Below are 19,856 nucleotides of genomic sequence, written 5' to 3' on the forward strand. Positions count from 1 at the left end.
CCGGAGAGGTCGACAGCTCTGCACTCCGCTGCTAGAAGCCCGGCCTCACACGGAAATCCTGAAAATGTCCGAAACGATTACAGATGCGGTATCGCGCCGCCGCACTTTCGCGATCATTGCTCACCCCGACGCCGGCAAGACGACGCTCACCGAAAAGCTGCTTTTGTTCGGCGGTGCGATCCAGCTTGCCGGCGAGGTCAAGGCCAAGAAGGACCGCATCCAGACCCGGTCCGACTGGATGAAGATCGAACGCGAGCGCGGCATTTCGGTGGTCACCTCGGTGATGACCTTCGAATATGAGGACACTGTCTTCAACCTGCTCGACACGCCCGGCCACGAGGATTTCGCCGACGACACTTATCGCACGCTGTCGGCGGTCGACAGCGCGGTGATGGTCATTGACGCCGCCAAGGGCATCGAGCCGCGCACGTTGAAACTGTTCGAGGTCTGCCGGCTGCGCGATATCCCGATCATCACCTTCGTCAATAAGATGGACCGAGAAAGCCGCGACCCGTTCGACATCCTCGATGAGATCGAGCAGAAGCTGGCGCTTGATACCGCACCGATCACCTGGCCGATCGGCCGCGCCAAGACCTTTTCCGGGACCTACCATCTGGCGCTGAACGCGGTTCGCAAGGGCGACGCCGAAAAGGAGCGCACGCCGGTCAACGGCCCCGATTCCAACCGTGTCGCCGGTCTCTTGCCGGAGAACGACCGGGAGGCTTTCATCGAGGAGCTGGAGCTGGCGCGCGAGGCCTGCCGCCCGCTCGATCTGGAAGCCTTTCGCGAAGGCCATCTGACACCGGTCTATTTCGGCTCGGCGCTGCGCAATTACGGCGTGCGCGACCTGATCGAGGCGCTCGGTGCCTATGGGCCGCCGCCGCGCGCGCAGGAGGCCGACACGCGCAAGGTCGAGGCGACCGAGGACAAGATGACCTCCTTCGTCTTCAAGATCCAGGCCAATATGGACCCCAACCACCGCGACCGCATCGCCTTCGTCCGCGTCTGCTCCGGCAAGCTCGAGCGCGGCATGAAGGCCAAGCTGGTGCGCACGGGCAAGCCGATGAGCCTGTCGGCGCCGCAATTCTTCTTCGCCCGCACCCGCGTCACCGCCGACGAGGCGTTTGCCGGCGACGTCGTCGGTATTCCCAATCACGGCACGCTGCGCATCGGCGACACGCTGACCGAAGGCGAGGAGATCCTGTTTCGCGGCGTGCCGAATTTCGCGCCGGAAATCCTGCGCCGCGTCCGCCTCGGCGACGCGATGAAGGCCAAGAAGCTCAAGGAGGCGCTGCACCAGATGGCCGAGGAAGGCGTCGTGCAATTGTTCTCGCCGGAGGACGGCTCGCCGGCCATCGTCGGCGTCGTCGGCGCCCTGCAGCTCGATGTCCTGAAAGAGCGGCTGAACTTCGAATACACACTGCCGGTCGATTTCGAGATGTCGCGCTTTTCGGTCTGCCGCTGGATCTCGGCCGACGACAAGGCCGAGCTCCAGCGCTTCATCGAGGCGCATCGCGGCGACATTGCCCGCGACCTCGACAACGACCCGGTGTTCCTCGCCCAGCACGCCTTCTCGCTCAATTACGAGGCTGAACGCTGGAAGGCGATCCGCTTTGCGGCGGTAAAGGATTATCAGGTCCGCGACAAAGCGGCCTGATGCGCCCCTTCCCTTCTCCCCTTCTTGTGGGAGAAGGTGTCGCCGAGGGCGACGGATGAGGGGTGTTCCAGGAAACACCAACGTCTCATTCCGTCCAGCACCCCTCAACCGTCTCGGCGCTTCGCGCCGATCCACCTTCTCCCACAGGGGAGAAGGAAAGATCGCGTTCGTTCACCCTTTCGCTGCCTCTTCGATCTTGGCGATGTCGATTTTGCTCATCTGCATCATCGCCTGCATCACCCGGCCGGCCTTTTCCCTGTCGGGGTCCAGCAGCAGCTTGGGCAACTGCTCGGGAACGACCTGCCAGGAGAGGCCGAACTTGTCCTTCAGCCAGCTGCACTGGCTGGGCTCGCCACCGCCCGCGATGAGCCTGTCCCAGAAATAGTCAACCTCTTCCTGCGTCTTGCAGTCGATGGAGAGCGAGACTGCCTGGGTGAACTTGAATTGCGGCCCGCCGTTGAGCGCCTGGAACTGAACGCCGTCGAGCTCGAATGAGACCATCAGCACCTTGCCCTCATTATCGCCGCTGCCCTTGGGCCAGCGCATCACGCTCAGCACCTTCGAATTCTTGAAGATGGAGATGTAATGGTTCATGGCCTCCTCGGCCTGGTCGTCGAACCACAGGCAGGGGGTGATCTTTTGCATTCTCTTGCTCCTCGGACTGGTTTTGGCTTTGTTTTTACTGGCAAAACGGCCGGCTGGCGAATGTTGCCCAGCCCCGCCGTCTGCCCAAGGACGCTCGAGCAAAACCCGATCCGACAGCACCTCTGACTTTTTTTCGGTCGGTCTGGACCGGCTGCGTCTTTGGCTGGCGCTCGTTCCGCGCCCTGGCGCAGCGCAAAATTGTGGCCAGACCAGAGCTTGGCGCCTATAAGGCCTGCGGCTCAATTCCGGTTTTCCGCGCCTGTGCGGCGCGAGCAGACAGCAAGGACAGTTCAATGCCCGCCTACCGTTCCCGCACCACCACCCATGGCCGCAACATGGCCGGCGCCCGCGGCCTGTGGCGCGCCACCGGGATGAAGGATTCGGACTTCGGCAAGCCGATCATCGCCGTGGTCAATTCCTTCACCCAGTTCGTGCCCGGCCATGTCCATCTGAAAGACCTAGGCCAGCTGGTTGCCCGCGAGATCGAAAAGGCCGGCGGCGTCGCCAAGGAATTCAACACCATAGCCGTCGACGACGGCATCGCCATGGGCCATGACGGCATGCTCTATTCGCTGCCGTCGCGAGAATTGATCGCCGACTCGGTCGAATACATGGTCAACGCGCATTGCGCCGACGCCATGGTCTGCATCTCGAATTGCGACAAGATCACGCCGGGCATGCTGATGGCGTCGCTGCGCCTCAACATCCCGACCGTCTTCGTCTCCGGCGGACCGATGGAGGCCGGCAAAGTGGTGCTCGCCGGCAAGAGCCAGGCGCTTGACCTGGTCGACGCCATGGTCGCGGCCGCTGACGACAAGGTGTCCGACGAGGACGTCAAGATCATCGAGCGATCGGCCTGTCCGACCTGCGGCTCGTGCTCGGGCATGTTCACCGCCAATTCGATGAACTGCCTGACCGAGGCGCTCGGCCTGTCGCTGCCCGGCAACGGCTCGACGCTGGCGACGCATGCCGACCGCAAGCGGCTGTTCGTCGAGGCCGGCCATCTGATCGTCGATGTCGCCCAACGCTATTACGAGCAGGACGACGACACCGCGCTACCGCGCAGCATCGCGTCGAAGGGCGCCTTCGAGAACGCCATGACGCTCGACATCGCCATGGGCGGCTCGACCAACACCGTGCTGCACATCCTCGCCGCGGCACATGAGGGCGAGGTCGACTTCACCATGGAAGACATCGACCGGCTGTCGCGGCGGGTGCCGGTGCTATGCAAGGTGGCGCCGGCCAAGGCCGACGTCCACATGGAGGACGTCCACCGCGCCGGCGGCATAATGGCGATCCTCGGCCAGCTGGATAGCGCCGGGCTGATCAAGCGCGACCTGCCGACGGTGCACACCGCCAGCCTCGGCGAAGCGCTCGACCACTGGGATATTTCGCGCACGAGCAGCCAGAACGTCCGCGACTTCTTCCTCGCGGCACCCGGCGGCGTGCCGACGCAGGTCGCTTTCAGCCAGGACCGCCGCTGGGACGATCTCGATCTCGACCGCGAGACGGGCGTCATCCGCTCGGCCGAACATCCTTTCTCAAGGGACGGCGGCCTTGCCGTGCTGAAAGGCAATCTCGCGCTCGACGGTTGCATAGTGAAGACGGCCGGTGTCGATGAATCGATCCTGAAATTCACCGGTCCGGCAAGAGTGTTCGAAAGCCAGGATGCCAGCGTCAAGGCGATCCTGTCGAACGAGATCAAGGCCGGCGATGTCGTCGTTATCCGTTATGAAGGCCCGCGCGGCGGCCCCGGCATGCAGGAAATGCTCTATCCGACCAGCTATCTCAAATCGAAGGGCCTCGGCAAAGCCTGCGCACTGATCACCGACGGTCGTTTTTCCGGCGGCACCTCCGGCCTGTCGATCGGCCACGTCTCGCCGGAAGCGGCTGAAGGCGGTCTGATCGGGCTGGTCAGGGAAGGCGACACGATCGAGATCGACATCCCCAACCGCACCATCAGGCTTGCCGTCGACGACGCCGAACTCACCGGCCGTCGTGCGGCGATGGAGGCCAGGGGACCAACTGCCTGGAAGCCCGAGGAAAAGCGCAAGCGCAAGGTGACGACGGCCTTGCGCGCCTATGCGGCGATGGCGACAAGTGCCGCCAAGGGGGCGGTGCGGTACGTGCCGGAATAGGCATACTCTTCAAAGGGGTAACGATAGATGGATTTCGACCTTGTGGTGCGCGGCGGCACGCTGCCCGACGGCAGGATCGCCGATATCGGCATCGTCGGCGAAACGATCGCAGCGATAGAGCCCGAGCTGAACGTCAGCGCCGGCACGGCGATCGATGCCCGTGGCAATCTGGTCTCGCCGCCCTTCGTCGATCCGCATTTCCATATGGATGCCACGCTTTCGCTCGGCATTCCCCGCATCAATGTCTCGGGCACGCTGCTCGAAGGCATCTCGCTTTGGGGCGAGCTGAAGCCGCTTCTGACCCACGAGGCGGTGCGCGACCGTGCGCTTGCCTATTGCGACTGGGCGGTGTCGATGGGCCTGCTCGCGATCCGAACCCATGTCGATGTTTGCGACGACCGCCTGCTGGCGGTCGAAGCGCTGCTCGACGTGAAGAAGACCGTTGCGCCGTATATCGACCTGCAATTGGTCGCCTTCCCGCAGGACGGCTTCTATCGCTCGCCGACGGCGCGCAGCAACACCATCCGGGCGCTCGACATAGGCGTCGATGTCGTCGGCGGCATTCCGCATTTCGAGCGCACCATGGCCGACGGCACGCGCTCCGTCACCGAGCTCTGCGAGATCGCGGCCGAGCGCGGCCTGATGGTCGACCTGCATTGCGACGAGACCGACGATCCGCTGTCGCGCCACATCGAGCAGCTTGCCTATGAGACGCAGCGGCTTGGATTGCAGGGCAGAGTGGCCGGCTCGCACCTAACATCGATGCATTCGATGGATAATTACTACGTCTCGAAACTGTTGCCGCTGATTGCCGAGGCCGGCGTTTCGGCGATCCCCAATCCGCTGATCAACATCATGCTGCAGGGCCGCCACGACACCTTTCCCAAGCGCCGCGGGCTGACGCGGGTCAAGGAGATGCTGGCGCACGGCATCCGCGTCGGCTGGGGCCAGGATTGCGTGCTCGACCCCTGGTATTCGCTGGGCACCGCAGACATGCTCGACGTCGCCTTCATGGGCCTGCATGTCGCCCAGATGTCGAGCCCGGCAGAGATGGCGCGCTGCTTCGACATGGTCACCAACGTCAATGCCGCCATCATGGGCCTCGACCACCTTGGCCTGGCGGTCGGCAAGCGCGCCAGCCTGGTCGTTCTCGATGCCGGCAACCCGGTCGAGGCGCTGCGGCTGCGCCCAGAGCGTCTCTGCGTCATTGCCAGGGGCAAGGTGGTGGCCGAGCGCAGCCGGCAGGACACGCGGCTTTCGATCGCCGGAAGGCCGGGCACGGTGAACCGGCGCCACGCTTAAAGCGCGTCGCGCTCGACCGGCCTCATGCGACGCGCTTAAGTTCCTGTTTTGATGCATGTCGTTGTCGCAAAACCGCTGCACACTTTTGCGCGACATGCATTAGTCCAGCCGATTTCCGGCGCTGGTCTTACCGAATTCTCGATTTTCGCCTCGTCACGGCCGCAGCTTGCGACTACGACGCGGGTCACCGTACCCCACGGCGAGGAACCGGTAACGGAATGGCGCAGCCCGCAGCCCATAATTCGACGATCAGGAACGTGCTGCTGGCCGGCATCCTGCTGATGCTCGCCGGCGATTTCCTGTTTGCGCTGAACGATGCGATGGGCAAGTGGCTGGTTGCCAGTTTTTCCGTCGGCCAGGTCGTGCTGATCCGCTCGATCGGCGCGTTTTTCATACTTGGGCCGATGATTGCCCATCAGGGTGCGGCCAAGCTGTTTCTCATGGAGCGGCCGGAGCTGCAGCTGCTGCGCGTGGTGATGACGACGCTTGACACGGCGCTGTTCTACGCGGCGGTCGTCTATCTGCCGCTCGCCGATGTGATGAGCTTCTACATGGCCGGGCCGATCTACGTCGCGGCGCTGTCGCACTTTTTGCTCGGCGAAAGGGTCGGCTGGCGCCGCTGGGCGGCTATCCTGCTCGGTTTCTGCGGTGTGCTGATCATGCTGAAGCCGTCGTCGGCCGCGTTCTCGCTGTCCTCGATGTTCGCGCTCGCCGGCAGCATTTCCTTTGCCTTCGCCATCATCCTCAATCGGCGGCTCCGCGGCACCAGCGACACTTCGCTGGTCACCTGGCAAACCATCGGCACGCTGCTGGTCGGCGCTGCGCTGACCCTCGGCAGCTGGAGGACGCCGTCCTCGCTCGACTTCGGCGCCATGCTGCTTCTCGGCATCGTCTCCTGCGGTGCGCATCTGATGATCACCAGGGCGTTGAAGCTGGCGCCGGCCTCGACCTTGGCGCCGCTGCATTACAGCCTGCTGTTGTGGGCAGTGGTCTTCGGCCTCGCCTTCTTCGGCGATGTGCCTGGGCCGCGCATCCTGATCGGCTCGGCCATCGTCGTGCTGGCCGGCCTGTTCATTTTCCATCGCCAGAAGGTGGTCGAAACCGTGGTGCCGCCCGAGAACGTGCCGAAGGGTGTGAATTAACCCCGGCGCACCGCTGCGAGATGCCGCGAAAATTCCGGCATCTCCATCAGTGCCTTGCAGCGCGCAAACCGGCCGTCTGCATAGGCGCGAAAGTCGTCGGCCGGATTTTTGTTGGCAAGCTGGATCAGTCCCCACAGCGTCCACAAAAGGTCGCACATCGCCTTGTAGATGACGATGCGGGCGCGCTCCGCCGGTCTCGGCTCGCCGCCGAAATAGGCCAGCATCATTTCCTCGTCCTGCGCGGCGTCGAATTGCCCTTCGACGCTGAGGTCGCCGAGATCCCAGAGCGGATCGTTCATGCCGGAATATTCCCAGTCGACGATCCACATCCTGTCGCCCGTATCGAGAAAGTTTTCGCAGAGCGGGTCGCAGTGGCAGGCGACGATCGGCAGAGGTTGAGCTGCAAGTGCTGAGCGCACTGCCTCCGCCTCGCGGACCACATCGTGGTAGCCGGCAGGCAGGGCGACGTCCTTGGTTGACAGCACTTTCAGATAATCGTCGATCATCGCGAACAGCTCGAAGCGGAAGGGGAACACCGCGCCGGATGTGTGCAGCTTGCGAAAGGCCTTGCCGGCGCGTGCCGGGCTGCCCGGTCGGGTCTTGAATTTTTCCGGCGACATCGTCTCGGCGCCGGCGATGAAGCGGGTCACCAGCACGCCGGTCTCGGCATCGACATGCAGCACTTCCGGGCTGACGCCGGCCTTCGCCGCTTCCCGGGCCGCCACTGCCTCGTTGGCGCGGTTGATGTATTCCTCGGTATCCTTGCCGGGGATACGCAGGCAGAAATCCTTACCTCTGAAGACGAGGTTGGTCAGGCCGCCGAGCCGTTCCAGCGGGCCGTCATAGCCGGCCAGCATCGGAATTGCCGCAAGCGCGGCGCGTGCCTGGTCATCCGCCATGGCTTTCGCTCCTTTTCCCATCTTTATTGTCGCGACGACGGTTCCACAGTTTTCACCGTTTGGCTATCATCGCGTAGCGGATCAATACCGGGCGACGAAACAGCAATGACGGACAGCAAACAGCAGAGCGCACTCGCCGCAGCCTATGCGGCGAAGCGGCCGGAAGACGTAGCCGCGCTCTACGACAGCTGGGCCGGCACTTACGACGCCGACATGTCGGCGGCCGGCTATCGCCATCCCACCATCTGCCTTGCCTTGCTGGCCCGCCATCTGCCGCGCGGCGCCGCACCTCTCCTCGATGCCGGCGCCGGCACCGGGCTCATCGGCGAGTGGCTCGCCATCACCGGTTATCCGCAGGTCGAGGCGCTCGACATCTCGGAAGGAATGCTGGCGCAAGCGGCGCGCAAAGGTATCTATTCGGCGCTGCACTGCCTGGCGCTTGGCGGGCCGCTGCCCTTCGTGGACGATGCCTATGCCGGGATCATCTCAGCCGGCGTCTTCACGTCGGGCCATGTCGGAGCCGAGGGGCTGGACGAGCTGATCCGCATCTGCCGGCCGGGCGGAGTGATCGTACTGACGGTGAAGAACACGCTGTGGGACACGGGCTTTGCCGCGCGGATCGCCGAGCTCGAGGCGCAAGGCATCGTCACCCGCGCCGAGGAGACGCCGCCCTATGTCTCGATGCCAGGCGAGGCCGATACGGTGCCTAGCCGGGGGCTGGTGCTCATCGTGAACTGAGGCTGAAATCGGAACGCTCTACGCCTTCACCTTTACTCCTGCCGGATCGTAAAGCGGCTCGAGGTGAATCTTCGCCGGCGTCCGTTCCATTGCCACAACCAGCTCGTAGTCGCCGGAGGTGAGGAAATCATCGCTGACGCCATAGGCATTGCGCACATAGCCGTAGCCGATGTTCCTGCCGATGGTGTAGCCATAGCCGCCGCTGGTGAGGTAACCGACCGCCTCGCCGTTGCGCAGGATGGTCTCGCGCCCGAGCAGCACGACGTCGGGATCGTCGACAGTGAAGCCGGCAAAGCGTTTCCTGAGCGTCGAGCCACCGAGCTTTTCAAGCGCCCGTCGGCCGAGGAAATCGGTGTTCTTCCTGAGCTTCACCGCCCAGCCGAGGCCGGCCTCCTGCGGCGTGTCGTTGGGCGTGATGTCGGCGCCCCAGGCGCGGTAGCCTTTTTCCAGCCGCAGCGATTCCAGCGCCCGGTAGCCGACCGGGCGGATGTCGTGGGTAGCGCCCGCCGCCATCAGCGCGTCGAAAACCTCGCCTGTCGCCGCGATCGGCGCATGCAATTCCCAGCCCAGTTCGCCAACATAGGTGACGCGCAGTGCCCGCACGGCGTGGCCGGCAATGGCGATCTCGCGAACATGGCCGAACGGAAAGGCGGCATTCGAGACGTCAGCATCGGTCACCGCCGACAGCACGTCACGTGCGCGCGGCCCCATCAGCGACAACGTGCCAAAATCCTCGGTGACGTCGGTCAGCGTCACGTCGAACTCCCTGCCGATATGATCGGCAATCCAGGAGAAATCGTGCGTGCGGAACCCGGTGCCGGTGACGATGTAGAATTTTTCCTCACCGAGCCTCGCCACGGTCAAATCGGCCTCGATGCCGCCGCGCGTATTGAGGAGCTGTGTGTAGGTCAGCCGGCCGACCGGCTTGGCGACGTCATTGGCGCAGATCCAGTCCAGCGCCTTCAGCGCGTCGGCTCCGGTCATTTCGTATTTGGCAAACGACGATTGGTCGAAAATACCGATCTTTTCGCGCACATGGCGATGCTCGTCGCCGACGGGTGAAAACCAGTTCTGCCGGCCCATCGAATAGACGTCCTTCGGCTCGATGCCTGCCGGCGCGAACCAGTTCGGCCGCTCCCAGCCAAGTTTCGAGCCGAACACGGCGCGATGTTTTTGCAGCCGCTCGTACAAAGGTGAGACGATGCGCGGCCGTCCGCTGGCATATTCCTCATGCGGGAAGCCGATCGTGTAGTGCTTGCCGTAGGCTTCCAGCGTGCGGTCGCCGACCCATTTCCGGTCGCGGTGCAGGTCGGAGAAGCGGCGGATGTCGACCACCCACAAATCGAGCGGCGCCTCGCCGTCGACGACCCATTGCGCCAGCGCCCAGCCGGCGCCGCCGCCGGACGCGATGCCGAAGGCATTGAAGCCGGCGCCGACGAACATATTGGGGCATTCCGGCGCCACGCCGAGGATGAAATTGCCGTCCGGCGTAAAGCTCTCCGGCCCGTTGATCATCTGCTTGACGCCGACATTGGCAAGCGCCGGGACGCGCTCGATGGCCTGGCTCATATGCTGCTCGAAATGATCGTAATCATCGTCGAACAGCCGGAACTCCCAATCGTCCGGCACATCGCCGCCGGGCAGGCCGGTCGTCCACGCCTGCGGGTTCGGCTCGTAGCCGCCCATCACCAACCCGCCCACCTCCTCCTTGAAATAGGTGCGGCGATCGGGGTCGCGAATTGTCGGCGCGTCGGTCGCCAGGCCGACGATCCTCTCGGTGATGATGTACTGGTGCTTCACCGGCTGCAGCGGCACGTTGATGCCGGCCAGCGCACCCACCTGCCGCGCCCATTGCCCGGCGCAGTTCACCACCTTGTCGCAGGCGATATCGCCCCTGTTCGTCCTAACCTTAACGATCCGGCCGTTGGTCATTTCAAAGCCGGTGACCCGCACCTCCTCGAACAATTTTGCGCCATGCATGCGCGCGCCCTTGGCCAGTGACTGGGTGATGTCGGAAGGGCTTGCCTGACCGTCGGTCGGCAGCCAGGACGCGCCGACGAGGTCGCCGGTTTCCAGCAGCGGCCACATTTCCTTGACCTCGGCCGGCGACAGCAGATGCATGTCCATGCCGAAGCTCTTAGCCGTCGTTGCCAGCCGCTCATACTCGGTCCAGCGGTCGGCATTGGTGGCGAGGCGCAGGCAGCCAGTCATCTTCCAGCCGGTGGCGAGGCCGGTTTCGGCTTCTAGCCCCTTGTAGAGATCGACTGAATATTTGAGCACGCGCGTGATCGACGCCGACGAGCGTAGCTGGCCGACCAGCCCGGCAGCATGCCAGGTCGAACCCGAGGTCAGTTTGCCCTGTTCGAGCAGCACGATTTCGGCCTTGTGGTCGCGCGCCAGATGATAGGCCGTCGAACAGCCGATGATGCCACCGCCGATGACCACGATCCCGGCCTGGGCGGGCAAGGTCACGTCCGCGTCCCGTATTTTGTCCTGTAGTTTTCCAGGGCGGCTTCGAGCCGCGCCAAGTTTTCGTCGGCGTAGGCGGCGTAGTCGACGCCGGGCGCATCGAGGTAGAGCTCGGAAACCATGCCCCACATCGCCTCACGCAGCAGCGACGCGCATTGCATGGCGGCGTGCGAGCGCCGTATCGCCGGGTCCGGCTCCTTCATGAAATAGGCGGTCAGGAAGGCGAAGGATTCCTCGTCGCTCATGCCGGCGTTCGAAGCCGCACCGGCAAGGTCGAACATCGCGGTGTTGAAGCCGGCATATTCGAAGTCGATGAGCCACAGCCTGTGACCGTCGTCGATTATGTTGGCCGGCAGAAGATCGTTGTGACCGAAGACGATCGGCAGCAGTTTTTGCGCGCGCTCGAGCTCGTCCGCCAGGGTCAAAAGGCGTGGCAATTCGTCCAGCTTGCGGCTGCGGCCTTCCTCCAGCGTGCGCGCATAGTCGCGAATGACGTGGAACACCCAGAACATGAAGCCGGCGCCGGAGATGTGACTGGGCATCTCCCGGTGGAAGCCGCGCAGCAACGCGGCAACTCGGCCGAGATCGGCGCGCACGTCCTGCGCGACATAGGCCTTGGCGCCGAGATACTCCGTCACCATGACGCCGGGTCCGGTGTAGTGGACGGCCGGAGCGAAGCCTGCCGCGTGCGCTGCCCGCGCGGTCATCATCTCGCGCTCGCGAAAGACATGGTGGAACGGATAATCCTGGCCGATCCGCACGACGTGCCGCCCGGCCGCATCCTTGACCAGATAATTGGCATTGCTCAGCCCACCCGGCAGCGGCGCAATGTCGATGCTGCCGGTCCAGCAAGGCAGCGCGCGGATGCGGTCTTCGACAGTCACGGTCTCGTCCAACATTGGGTCAATTTTCCACGCATGTCACGGCTGGCCAGCGATGACAATCGGACGGAGGAATGGCGGCAACGTGAAGATCTCGTCGGTGCAGATCTCGGGATCGGTATCCCGCACCGCACCGACGAGCCCCTTTGTGCCGGGTTCTTCGACGCCGGCATCCGCCCCCGCGGATCCTGAATTTCGGCACCCTTGCACCCGACAGTCTCCCGGGCGTTCGGGCAGGCGATTTTTCGTGCGGCTCAGCCGTCGTCCTCCGTTCCGAGCCTGTCACGGCGATAATGTCGCGCCACGCTGGAGGCGTTGTCAACGCGAAATTGTGGTGTTTTCTGGCTTTTTGCCCGAATTTTGCTAAATTTCCTGGAGTTAGTGGCATTTATGCCGTAGAACCAGTCAATGGTGCAACAATCCGACCGGATGGAACTGATGCTCCACTCGAAGCGGCATGGCGAAATCCTGCGCCTCCTCAAGGAGGAAGGCACCGTTACCATTGCCAGCCTGGCCGACCGGCTGGGCGTCTCGCTGGAGACGGTACGCCGCGACGTCAAGCCACTGACCAGCGACGGCTCCATCCTCAAGATGCACGGCGCCATCGGCCTGCCGTCGTTTGCCGGCGAAGCGCCGTTCGAGCGGCGCATGCGCGAGAACGCCGATGCCAAGCGGGCTATTGCCCGCATGGTCGCCGCCACCATCCGCGACGGCGAGTCCATCATGCTCGACACCGGCACCACCACCTCATTCCTGGCGCGGGAACTGCTCGGCCACCGGCGGCTGACGGTCGTCACCAACTCCTCCGACATCGCTCGCACACTGGCCACCGTCAACGGCAACAAAGTCTACATGGCGGGCGGCGAGCTGCGCAGCGATTCCGGTGCTGCCTTCGGCGTCTCGGCCATCGAATTCGTCAGCCGCTTTTCCGTCAACCATGCAGTGATATCGACCGGTGCGGTCGATGCCGTCACCGGCGTCATGGACTATGATCTGGAAGAGGCCGAATTCGCCCGCATGGTGCTGTCGCGCGGCCAGCGTTCGCTTGTCGTCACCGACCACAGCAAATTCGGCCGCCAGGGCCTTGTTCAGGTCTGCGGCTTCGGCGGCTTTTCCGAACTCGCCACCGACCGGCCGCCGCCGCACGACATCGCCGCCGCCCTCGTCCAGGCCGGCGCGCGGCTCAGCATTGCGGACGGCGGAAGCGAGGGCTGAGCTCTATCGGCAGATCGGCACCAGCACCCACTTCCCAGCGCCGCCTCTGCCGTGTTTAGTCCGGCCATGGCTTTCACCATCCGCCAATTGCAGTTCTTCATCGCCGTGGCCGAGCAGGGCACAGTGTCGGGCGCCGCCCAGAACCTGTCGATCTCGCAATCCTCGGTCACCGAAGCGATCAAGGAGCTGGAGCACGATCTCGGCGTCGAGCTGTTCGAGCGCCACCCGCGCGGCTTGAATATCACCCACAAAGGCCACCAGTTCCTGCGCCATGCGAGGAAGATCCTGGCCGACGTTTCCGATGCGCGCCGCGCCTTCTTCGGCGAACGGATCGCGGCAAGCGGGCGGCTGCAACTTGGCGTCACCTCGTTGGTCGCTGGCTATGTGCTTTCCGATCTTCTTGCCCGCTACCGCCGCGCCTATCCGGGTGTCGAGGTCTCGGCGATCGAGGACAATGGCGACTATCTCGAGCATCTGTTGATCGGCGGCAAGCTCGACATTGCCGTCATGGTCACCTCGAACCTGCGCGACCGCACCGCGCTGCAGTCCGAAATCCTCGAAGTCTCGGCCTACCGGCTGTGGCTGCCGCTCGGCCACCCCTTGGCCGGTGCCGACATCATCGGCATCGGCGACATCGCCTCGGAACCGCTGATCATGCTGACCGTCGACGAGATCGAGGAGAATACCGGAAAGCTGCTGACGGCAATCGGCGCCAAGCCGCATGTGGCCTTCCGCACCCGCTCGGTCGAAGCGGTGCGCAGCCTCGTCGCTACGGGCGCCGGCGTGGCGCTGCTGCCCGATCTCGTCTACCGGCCATGGTCGCTGGAAGGCGACCGCATCGAATCGCGCGATATTTCGGGGTCGTTGCCGGTCGTCCAGGTCGGCATGGTCTGGCGGCGCGGCTCCGGTCTGCCGCAGGCGGCGCGCGACTTCATCGGACTTGCCCAGTCGCAGCGCATGGTGCGCCAACGGCCTGAGAAGATTGGCCGCTGACGTATCGGAAAAATCGATATCGGCTTTCTGATAAATGAATTTGCGAAACCGGAAATTTCGCAGCACTTTTCGGTCAGGGAACAAAGCTGCCGCCGGAGCACGGCCCTCAGAGCCGCGCATCCAACGTCTTTGAACGGGCGCATGATCTTCTTCCGAAGCCCGAAACCGGTTTCGAGGTCATGCAAAAATGGGAGATCGACGATGAATTCATTGCTGAAATCATGCACTGCCTTGACGGTCGCGCTGAGCTTCTCCGGCCAGGCCATCGCCCAGGTCAAGGAGCTCGGCAAAGGCGAAGGCGAGGTCAATATCGTCGCCTGGCCGGGCTATATCGAGCGCGGCGAAACCGACAAGGCCTATGATTGGGTCACTTCGTTCGAGAAGGAAACCGGCTGCAAGGTCAACGTCAAGACCGCCAACACCTCCGACGAGATGGTCTCGCTGATGAACGAGGGCGGCTTCGATCTCGTCACCGCCTCGGGCGACGCTTCGCTGCGCCTTGTCGCAGGCAAGCGTGTCCAGCCGATCAACACCGATCTCATCCCGAGCTGGAAGACGGTTGACGACCGGCTGAAGGATGCACCCTGGTTTACCGTCGGCGGCGTCCATTACGGCGTCCCCTATCAGTGGGGGCCGAACGTGCTGATGTACAACACCGAAGTGTTCAAGGAGGCGCCGAAGAGCTGGAACGTGGTCTTCGAGGAAATGAAGCTTCCCGACGGCAAGTCGAACAAGGGCCGCGTCCAGGCCTATGACGGGCCCATCCACATCGCCGATGCCGCCAATTACCTGATGGCCCACAAGCCGGAGCTCGGCATCAAGGATCCGTACGAACTGACCGAAGACCAGTACAAGGCCGCGCTCGACCTTCTGCGGGTCCAGCGTACGCTGGTCGGACGGTATTGGCACGACGCCGCCATCCAGGTCGACGATTTCCAGAACGAAGGCGTCGTCGCCTCCGGCTCCTGGCCCTACCAGGTCAACACGCTGATCGCGGCCAAGAAGCCGGTCGCCTCGACCATCCCCGAGGAGGGCGTTACCGGCTGGGCCGACACCACGATGATGGAGGCCGATGCTGCCCACCCGAACTGCGCCTACATGTGGATGGAGCATTCGCTGTCGCCGAAAGTGCAGGGCGACGTCTCCGCCTGGTTCGGCTCGCTGCCGGTGGTACCTGCCGCCTGCAAGGGCAACGAACTGCTCGGCGAAGAAGGCTGCAAGACCAACGGCTACGACAATTTCGACAAGATCAAGTTCTGGAAGACGCCGGTCTCGAAATGCGCCACCCAGAACGACCAGTGCGTACCCTACTACCGCTGGGTGTCGGACTATATCGGCGTCATCGGCGGGCGGTGAGTTCGCCTCACCTACGAAGCCCGGCGCTGCCCCTCACCCTTACCCTCTCCCCGTGAAGAAACGGGGGGTCGCCAGCGTTGGAGCGCCTCCCTTCTCGCCGTCCACTATATACGGGGAGAAGGTGCCAGCAGGCGGATGAGGGGCGGCGCGACCGCCTGAAATTTGATGAGCCTGACAGATCAGGACGACCCATGACCTCCGCCGTTTCCTTCCAAAAAGTCTCCCGCCATTTCGGCAGCGTGCGTGCCGTCGACGCGGTCGATCTCGACATCGTGCCGGGCGAGTTCTTCGCCATGCTCGGGCCTTCCGGCTCGGGCAAGACGACGTGCCTGCGCCTCATCGCCGGTTTCGAGCAGCCGACGGCCGGCTCGATCTCGATCTTCGGCGAACGCGCCGAGGGCGTGCCGCCCTATCGCCGCAACGTCAACACCGTGTTCCAGGACTATGCGCTGTTCCCGCATCTCAACGTGCTCGACAACGTCGCCTATGGGCTGATGGTCAAGGGCGTCGGCAGACCGGAGCGGCAAAAGGCGGCGGAAGAGGCGCTGGCGCTGGTACGGCTTCCCGGCTACGGCGCGCGTCGCCCTGGCCAACTTTCCGGCGGCCAGCGCCAGCGCGTCGCGCTCGCCCGGGCGCTGGTCAACCAGCCCAAGGTGCTGCTGCTCGACGAGCCGCTCGGCGCGCTCGACCTCAAGCTTCGCGAAAACATGCAGGAGGAGTTGAAATCGCTGCAGAAGGCGCTCGGCATCACCTTCGTGTTCGTCACCCACGACCAGGGCGAAGCGCTGTCGATGGCCGACCGCGTCGCCGTCTTCAATGATGGCAAGATCATGCAGATCGGCACGCCGGAAGACATCTACCAGCGCCCCAAGACCCGCTTCGTCGCCGATTTCGTCGGCTCGTCCAACGTGCTGCCGCCGGATTTCGTCCAGCGCTATGCCGGCCAGCATCGCTGGGGCAGCCTGCGGCCCGAATCCATCCGTATTGGCCGGGCCAACGGCGAAGGCGTTGCCGCCCGCCTTGTCTCGACCAATTATCTCGGCGCCACGACTAGACTGGCGCTCGATGCAGAGGGCTTGCGGCTGCATGCCATCGTCCCGGCGGGTGCAGCCTTGCCCCGGGAAGGCGAGGCGGTGGTGCTCACCTTCAACCGCGAGCATTTGCATTTGATGGACGAACTGGGATGAGCCTGGACGCTGCCATGCCGCGGGCCACGGCGCCTGCCATCCTGCCGGGCAGCGGCGGCGTACGCGGCGCGCTCTCCGACATCTTCTGGCGCCGGCCGCAACTCCTGCTCCTGCTCATGCTGCTGCCGCCGGTTCTGTGGCTCGGCATCGTCTATATCGGCTCGCTCTTCGCGCTGCTTTTGCAGAGTTTCTTTTCGATCGACGAGTTCTCCGGCCTCATCAACCGCGAGTTCACGCTGAAGACTTATGGCGACCTGCTGCAGGCCGCCAATCTCGACATCATCCTGCGCACGGTGACGATGGCGGCGCTGGTGACGTTTGCGTCGGCGGTCATTGCCTTTCCCATCGCCTATTACGCGGCGCGCTATGCGCGCGCCCGTTGGAAGGCGTTGTTTTATCTCGGCGTCATGCTGCCGCTGTGGTCGAGCTACCTGGTCAAGATCTATGCCTGGAAGCTGATCCTCGCCAAGGAAGGCATCCTGACGTGGCTGCTGGCCAAATTGCATCTTCTATGGCTGCTCGATGCATGGCTATCGCTGCCGATCGTCGGCGGCAACTCGCTGTCGGTCTCGTCAACCGGCACCTTCATCGTCTTCGTCTATGTCTGGCTGCCCTTCATGATCCTGCCGGTGCAGGCCGCACTCGAGCGCGTGCCGGGCAATTTGGTCGAGGCCTCGTCCGATCTGGGCGCCTCGCCCGGCCAGACCTTCCGCAACGTGCTGTTCCCGCTGACGCTGCCCGGCATCGTCGCCGGCTCGATCTTCACCTTCTCGCTGACGCTCGGCGACTACATCATCCCGCAGATCATCGGTACCTCGCGGCTGTTCATCGGCCAGGCCGTCTATTCGCAGCAAGGCACCGCCGGCAACATCCCGCTCGCCGCCGCCTTTACCGTGGTGCCCATCGTCATCATGGGCTTCTACCTCTGGGGCGCCAAGCGCATGGGGGCTTTCGATGCGCTCTGACCGTGGCCCATCGGCGCCGATCGGCCTGAAGCTCGCTGCCACCGGCGGCCTGCTTTTCCTGCATTTGCCGATTGTGCTGATCTTCGTCTATGCCTTCACCACGGAGGAGAAGAGCTTCGTCTGGCCGCCGCCGGGGCTGACGACGCAATGGTTCGCCGTCACCTGGAACCGCCCCGACGTCTGGCAGGCGCTGTCGCTGTCGGTGCGGGTCGCGGCGATCTCGACCGCCATCGCGCTGGTCCTCGGCACGCTCTGCGCCGCCGCCGTGTCCCGCACAAAATTCTTCGGCCGCGAAACCATCTCGCTGCTGGTGATCCTGCCGATCGCGCTACCCGGCATCATCACCGGCATTGCGCTGCGCTCGGCCTTCGCGCTGGCCGAAATCCCGTTCTCGTTCTGGACGATCGTGCTCGGCCACGCGACCTTCTGCGTGGTCGTCGTCTACAACAATGCGGTCGCCCGTTTCCGCCGCACGTCCGGCTCGATGATCGAGGCGTCGATGGACCTCGGCGCCGACGGTTTCCAGACCTTTCGGCATGTCGTGCTGCCCAACATCGCAACCGCGCTGCTGGCCGGCGGCATGCTCGCCTTTGCGCTGTCCTTCGACGAGGTCATCGTCACCACTTTCACCGCCGGCCAGCAGCAAACGGTGCCGATCTGGATGCTCGAAGAGCTGATCCGTCCGCGCCAGCGTCCGGTCACCAATGTCGTGGCGATGGTCGTGGTGCTGGTGACGCTGCTTCCCATCCTCGCTGCCTATTACCTGACCCGCGACGGCGACCAGATCGCCGGTTCGGGCAAATGATCTCGTTCATAAGGGAGAGACTTCCATGGACACGCAGATGCTGATCGGCGCGAAATTCGAAAAAGGCACCGAGACCGAGGAGCCGATCCTCAACCCGAAGACCGGGGCGACCATCCTCAATCTGCCTGAGGCCAGCCCAGCGCAGATCGAGGCGGCCGTGCTTGCTGCCGAAAAAGCCTTCGTCACCTGGTCCCGCACAACACCGGCGCAGCGCGCCGGCTATCTCCTGAAGATCGCCGATCGCATCGAGGCTGCTGCACAGGATTTCGCGGCGCTCGAGGCGCTGAACTGTGGCAAGCCGATCAATGCCGTGCTCAATGACGAGATCCCGGCGATCGTCGACTGCTACCGCTTCTTTGCCGGCGCGGTCCGCTCGATGCCCGGCCAGGTCGCCGGCGAATACATTCCCGGCCACACCTCGATGGTCCGCCGAGACGCCATCGGCGTTGTCGCGTCGATCGCGCCGTGGAACTATCCGCTGATGATGATGGCCTGGAAGCTGGCGCCGGCGATTGCCGGCGGCAACACCGTCGTCTTCAAGCCGTCGGAACAGACGCCGCTGACCGCGCTGAAGTTGGCGAAAATCCTTGCCGAGATCCTGCCGGAAGGCGTCGTCAACGTCGTGCTCGGTCGCGGCGACAGCGTCGGCAACACGCTGATCAACCACCCGAAAGTCAACATGATCTCGATCACCGGCGACGTCGCCACCGGCAAGAAGGTGCTGCAGGCTGCCGCCAAATCGGTCAAGCGCACGCATCTCGAACTCGGCGGCAAGGCGCCGGTCATCGTCTTCGACGACGCCGATCTCGGCGCGGTGGTCAACGGCCTGCGCGCCTTCGGCTATTACAATGCCGGCCAGGACTGCACCGCCGCCTGCCGCATCTACGCCGGCAAGAAGATCTACGACAAGCTCGTCGCCGACCTCTCCGCTGCCGTCTCGACTATCAAGTATGATCGTCCTGACGATACCGAGAACGAGATCGGCCCGCTGATCTCGCGTCGCCAGCGTGACCGCGTCTCGAGCTTCGTCGAGCGCGCCTCTGAGCTCAAGCACATCGAGATCACCACGGGCGGCAAGCCGGGCGAGGGCTCCGGCTTCTTCTACCAGCCGACCGTCGTCGCCGGCGCGCTGCAGGAGGACGAGATCGTGCGCCGCGAAGTGTTCGGTCCGGTGGTCTCGGTCACCCGCTTTTCCGAAGTTGACGAAGCGGTGAACTGGGCCAATGATTCTGACTACGGCCTGGCGTCGTCGGTGTGGACCAAGGACGTTTCGCGGGCCATGGCGACAGCCGCCCGGCTGCAATATGGCTGCACCTGGATCAATACCCATTTCATGCTGACCAACGAGATGCCGCATGGCGGGTTGAAACAATCCGGCTACGGCAAGGACATGTCGCTCTACGCGCTGGAGGACTATACCGCCGTCCGCCACGTCATGGTCGCTCACGGGTAGCGCCCGCGAGG

Annotated in this window: 16 protein-coding genes; 12 read left to right on the top strand and 4 right to left on the bottom strand. The window is 64.0% G+C overall.

The annotated features are described in order from the left end of the window. Window positions 1-64: 64 nt before the first annotated feature. Window positions 65-1,657 carry a peptide chain release factor 3 gene (locus NKJ13_RS17265; RefSeq protein ID WP_352738665.1) on the top strand — a complete coding sequence of 531 codons (1,593 nt, stop codon included), beginning with the start codon at window positions 65-67 and terminating at the stop codon, window positions 1,655-1,657. A gap of 171 nt (window positions 1,658-1,828) precedes the next feature. Here NKJ13_RS17265 and NKJ13_RS17270 read toward each other — a convergent pair whose 3' ends face one another. After that, on the bottom strand, window positions 1,829-2,302 hold the full coding sequence (locus tag NKJ13_RS17270; protein WP_352702460.1) for a VOC family protein: 474 nt from the start codon (window positions 2,300-2,302) through the stop codon (window positions 1,829-1,831). Window positions 2,303-2,595: 293 nt separating this feature from the next. On the opposite strand from NKJ13_RS17270, the gene ilvD reads away from it, so the two are divergent. The 3 genes from ilvD to NKJ13_RS17285 all read left to right on the top strand — a co-directional run bounded on the left by ilvD (window position 2,596) and on the right by NKJ13_RS17285 (window position 6,884). Beyond that, the gene (gene ilvD / locus NKJ13_RS17275; RefSeq protein WP_352777907.1) at window positions 2,596-4,440 is read left to right on the top strand and encodes a dihydroxy-acid dehydratase; all 1,845 of its coding nucleotides are present in this window, start codon (window positions 2,596-2,598) and stop codon (window positions 4,438-4,440) included. Between the two features lie 27 nt (window positions 4,441-4,467). Then, the gene (locus tag NKJ13_RS17280) at window positions 4,468-5,742 is read left to right on the top strand and encodes an amidohydrolase family protein (protein ID WP_352506947.1); all 1,275 of its coding nucleotides are present in this window, start codon (window positions 4,468-4,470) and stop codon (window positions 5,740-5,742) included. Between the two features lie 218 nt (window positions 5,743-5,960). After that, window positions 5,961-6,884, top strand: a complete 924-nt coding sequence (locus NKJ13_RS17285; protein WP_352506948.1) for a DMT family transporter — start codon at window positions 5,961-5,963, stop codon at window positions 6,882-6,884. On the opposite strand, the gene NKJ13_RS17290 is transcribed toward NKJ13_RS17285, so the two are convergent. Further along, window positions 6,881-7,783, bottom strand: coding sequence for a phosphotransferase (locus NKJ13_RS17290; RefSeq protein ID WP_352506949.1), 903 nt, complete (start codon window positions 7,781-7,783; stop codon window positions 6,881-6,883). The genes NKJ13_RS17285 and NKJ13_RS17290 overlap by 4 nt on opposite strands. Before the next feature lie 105 nt (window positions 7,784-7,888). On the opposite strand from NKJ13_RS17290, the gene NKJ13_RS17295 reads away from it, so the two are divergent. Further along, window positions 7,889-8,521, top strand: coding sequence for a class I SAM-dependent DNA methyltransferase (locus NKJ13_RS17295; protein ID WP_352506950.1), 633 nt, complete (start codon window positions 7,889-7,891; stop codon window positions 8,519-8,521). 18 nt (window positions 8,522-8,539) lie between these two features. On the opposite strand, the gene NKJ13_RS17300 is transcribed toward NKJ13_RS17295, so the two are convergent. Next, window positions 8,540-10,993, bottom strand: coding sequence for a GcvT family protein (locus tag NKJ13_RS17300; protein WP_352738659.1), 2,454 nt, complete (start codon window positions 10,991-10,993; stop codon window positions 8,540-8,542). Then, window positions 10,990-11,874: a phosphotransferase gene (locus tag NKJ13_RS17305; RefSeq protein WP_352777922.1), complete on the bottom strand. Its 885-nt coding sequence runs from the start codon at window positions 11,872-11,874 to the stop codon at window positions 10,990-10,992. The genes NKJ13_RS17300 and NKJ13_RS17305 overlap by 4 nt, the downstream gene beginning before the upstream one ends. Before the next feature lie 435 nt (window positions 11,875-12,309). On the opposite strand from NKJ13_RS17305, the gene NKJ13_RS17310 reads away from it, so the two are divergent. The 7 genes from NKJ13_RS17310 to NKJ13_RS17340 all read left to right on the top strand — a co-directional run bounded on the left by NKJ13_RS17310 (window position 12,310) and on the right by NKJ13_RS17340 (window position 19,845). Beyond that, complete coding sequence (locus NKJ13_RS17310; RefSeq protein WP_352777910.1) at window positions 12,310-13,086, top strand: DeoR/GlpR family DNA-binding transcription regulator; 777 nt, start codon at window positions 12,310-12,312, stop codon at window positions 13,084-13,086. 66 nt (window positions 13,087-13,152) lie between these two features. After that, a complete protein-coding gene (locus tag NKJ13_RS17315; protein ID WP_254816127.1) occupies window positions 13,153-14,079 on the top strand; it encodes a LysR family transcriptional regulator in 927 nt (308 codons plus the stop codon). A gap of 201 nt (window positions 14,080-14,280) precedes the next feature. Then, window positions 14,281-15,435 (top strand): ABC transporter substrate-binding protein, encoded by a 1,155-nt coding sequence (locus NKJ13_RS17320; RefSeq protein WP_352506953.1) that lies wholly within the window; start codon window positions 14,281-14,283, stop codon window positions 15,433-15,435. Between the two features lie 191 nt (window positions 15,436-15,626). Next, on the top strand, window positions 15,627-16,622 hold the full coding sequence (locus tag NKJ13_RS17325) for an ABC transporter ATP-binding protein (RefSeq protein ID WP_352506954.1): 996 nt from the start codon (window positions 15,627-15,629) through the stop codon (window positions 16,620-16,622). A 14-nt stretch (window positions 16,623-16,636) separates the two neighbouring features. Continuing rightward, complete coding sequence (locus tag NKJ13_RS17330; RefSeq protein ID WP_352507003.1) at window positions 16,637-17,587, top strand: ABC transporter permease; 951 nt, start codon at window positions 16,637-16,639, stop codon at window positions 17,585-17,587. Beyond that, window positions 17,577-18,392, top strand: coding sequence for an ABC transporter permease (locus NKJ13_RS17335; RefSeq protein WP_352506955.1), 816 nt, complete (start codon window positions 17,577-17,579; stop codon window positions 18,390-18,392). The genes NKJ13_RS17330 and NKJ13_RS17335 overlap by 11 nt, the downstream gene beginning before the upstream one ends. A 25-nt stretch (window positions 18,393-18,417) precedes the next feature. Continuing rightward, complete coding sequence (locus tag NKJ13_RS17340; protein WP_352506956.1) at window positions 18,418-19,845, top strand: gamma-aminobutyraldehyde dehydrogenase; 1,428 nt, start codon at window positions 18,418-18,420, stop codon at window positions 19,843-19,845. Window positions 19,846-19,856: the final 11 nt, after the last annotated feature.

The organism is Mesorhizobium sp. M0174 (assembly GCF_040322275.1).
Classification (GTDB): Bacteria; Pseudomonadota; Alphaproteobacteria; order Rhizobiales; family Rhizobiaceae; genus Mesorhizobium.

Excerpts from the sequence above, each read along its gene's own strand:
- NKJ13_RS17315 (WP_254816127.1), top strand. The coding sequence starts at position 13,153 with ATGGCTTTCACCATCCGCCAATTGCAGTTCTTCATCGCCGTGGCCGAG.
- NKJ13_RS17320 (WP_352506953.1), top strand. The coding sequence starts at position 14,281 with ATGAATTCATTGCTGAAATCATGCACTGCCTTGACGGTCGCGCTGAGC.
- NKJ13_RS17265 (WP_352738665.1), top strand. The coding sequence starts at position 65 with ATGTCCGAAACGATTACAGATGCGGTATCGCGCCGCCGCACTTTCGCG.
- ilvD (WP_352777907.1), top strand. The coding sequence starts at position 2,596 with ATGCCCGCCTACCGTTCCCGCACCACCACCCATGGCCGCAACATGGCC.
- NKJ13_RS17310 (WP_352777910.1), top strand. The coding sequence starts at position 12,310 with ATGCTCCACTCGAAGCGGCATGGCGAAATCCTGCGCCTCCTCAAGGAG.
- NKJ13_RS17340 (WP_352506956.1), top strand. The coding sequence starts at position 18,418 with ATGGACACGCAGATGCTGATCGGCGCGAAATTCGAAAAAGGCACCGAG.
- NKJ13_RS17285 (WP_352506948.1), top strand. The coding sequence starts at position 5,961 with ATGGCGCAGCCCGCAGCCCATAATTCGACGATCAGGAACGTGCTGCTG.
- NKJ13_RS17325 (WP_352506954.1), top strand. The coding sequence starts at position 15,627 with ATGACCTCCGCCGTTTCCTTCCAAAAAGTCTCCCGCCATTTCGGCAGC.
- NKJ13_RS17280 (WP_352506947.1), top strand. The coding sequence starts at position 4,468 with ATGGATTTCGACCTTGTGGTGCGCGGCGGCACGCTGCCCGACGGCAGG.
- NKJ13_RS17330 (WP_352507003.1), top strand. The coding sequence starts at position 16,637 with ATGCCGCGGGCCACGGCGCCTGCCATCCTGCCGGGCAGCGGCGGCGTA.
- NKJ13_RS17295 (WP_352506950.1), top strand. The coding sequence starts at position 7,889 with ATGACGGACAGCAAACAGCAGAGCGCACTCGCCGCAGCCTATGCGGCG.
- NKJ13_RS17290 (WP_352506949.1), bottom strand. The coding sequence starts at position 7,783 with ATGGCGGATGACCAGGCACGCGCCGCGCTTGCGGCAATTCCGATGCTG.
- NKJ13_RS17335 (WP_352506955.1), top strand. The coding sequence starts at position 17,577 with ATGCGCTCTGACCGTGGCCCATCGGCGCCGATCGGCCTGAAGCTCGCT.
- NKJ13_RS17270 (WP_352702460.1), bottom strand. The coding sequence starts at position 2,302 with ATGCAAAAGATCACCCCCTGCCTGTGGTTCGACGACCAGGCCGAGGAG.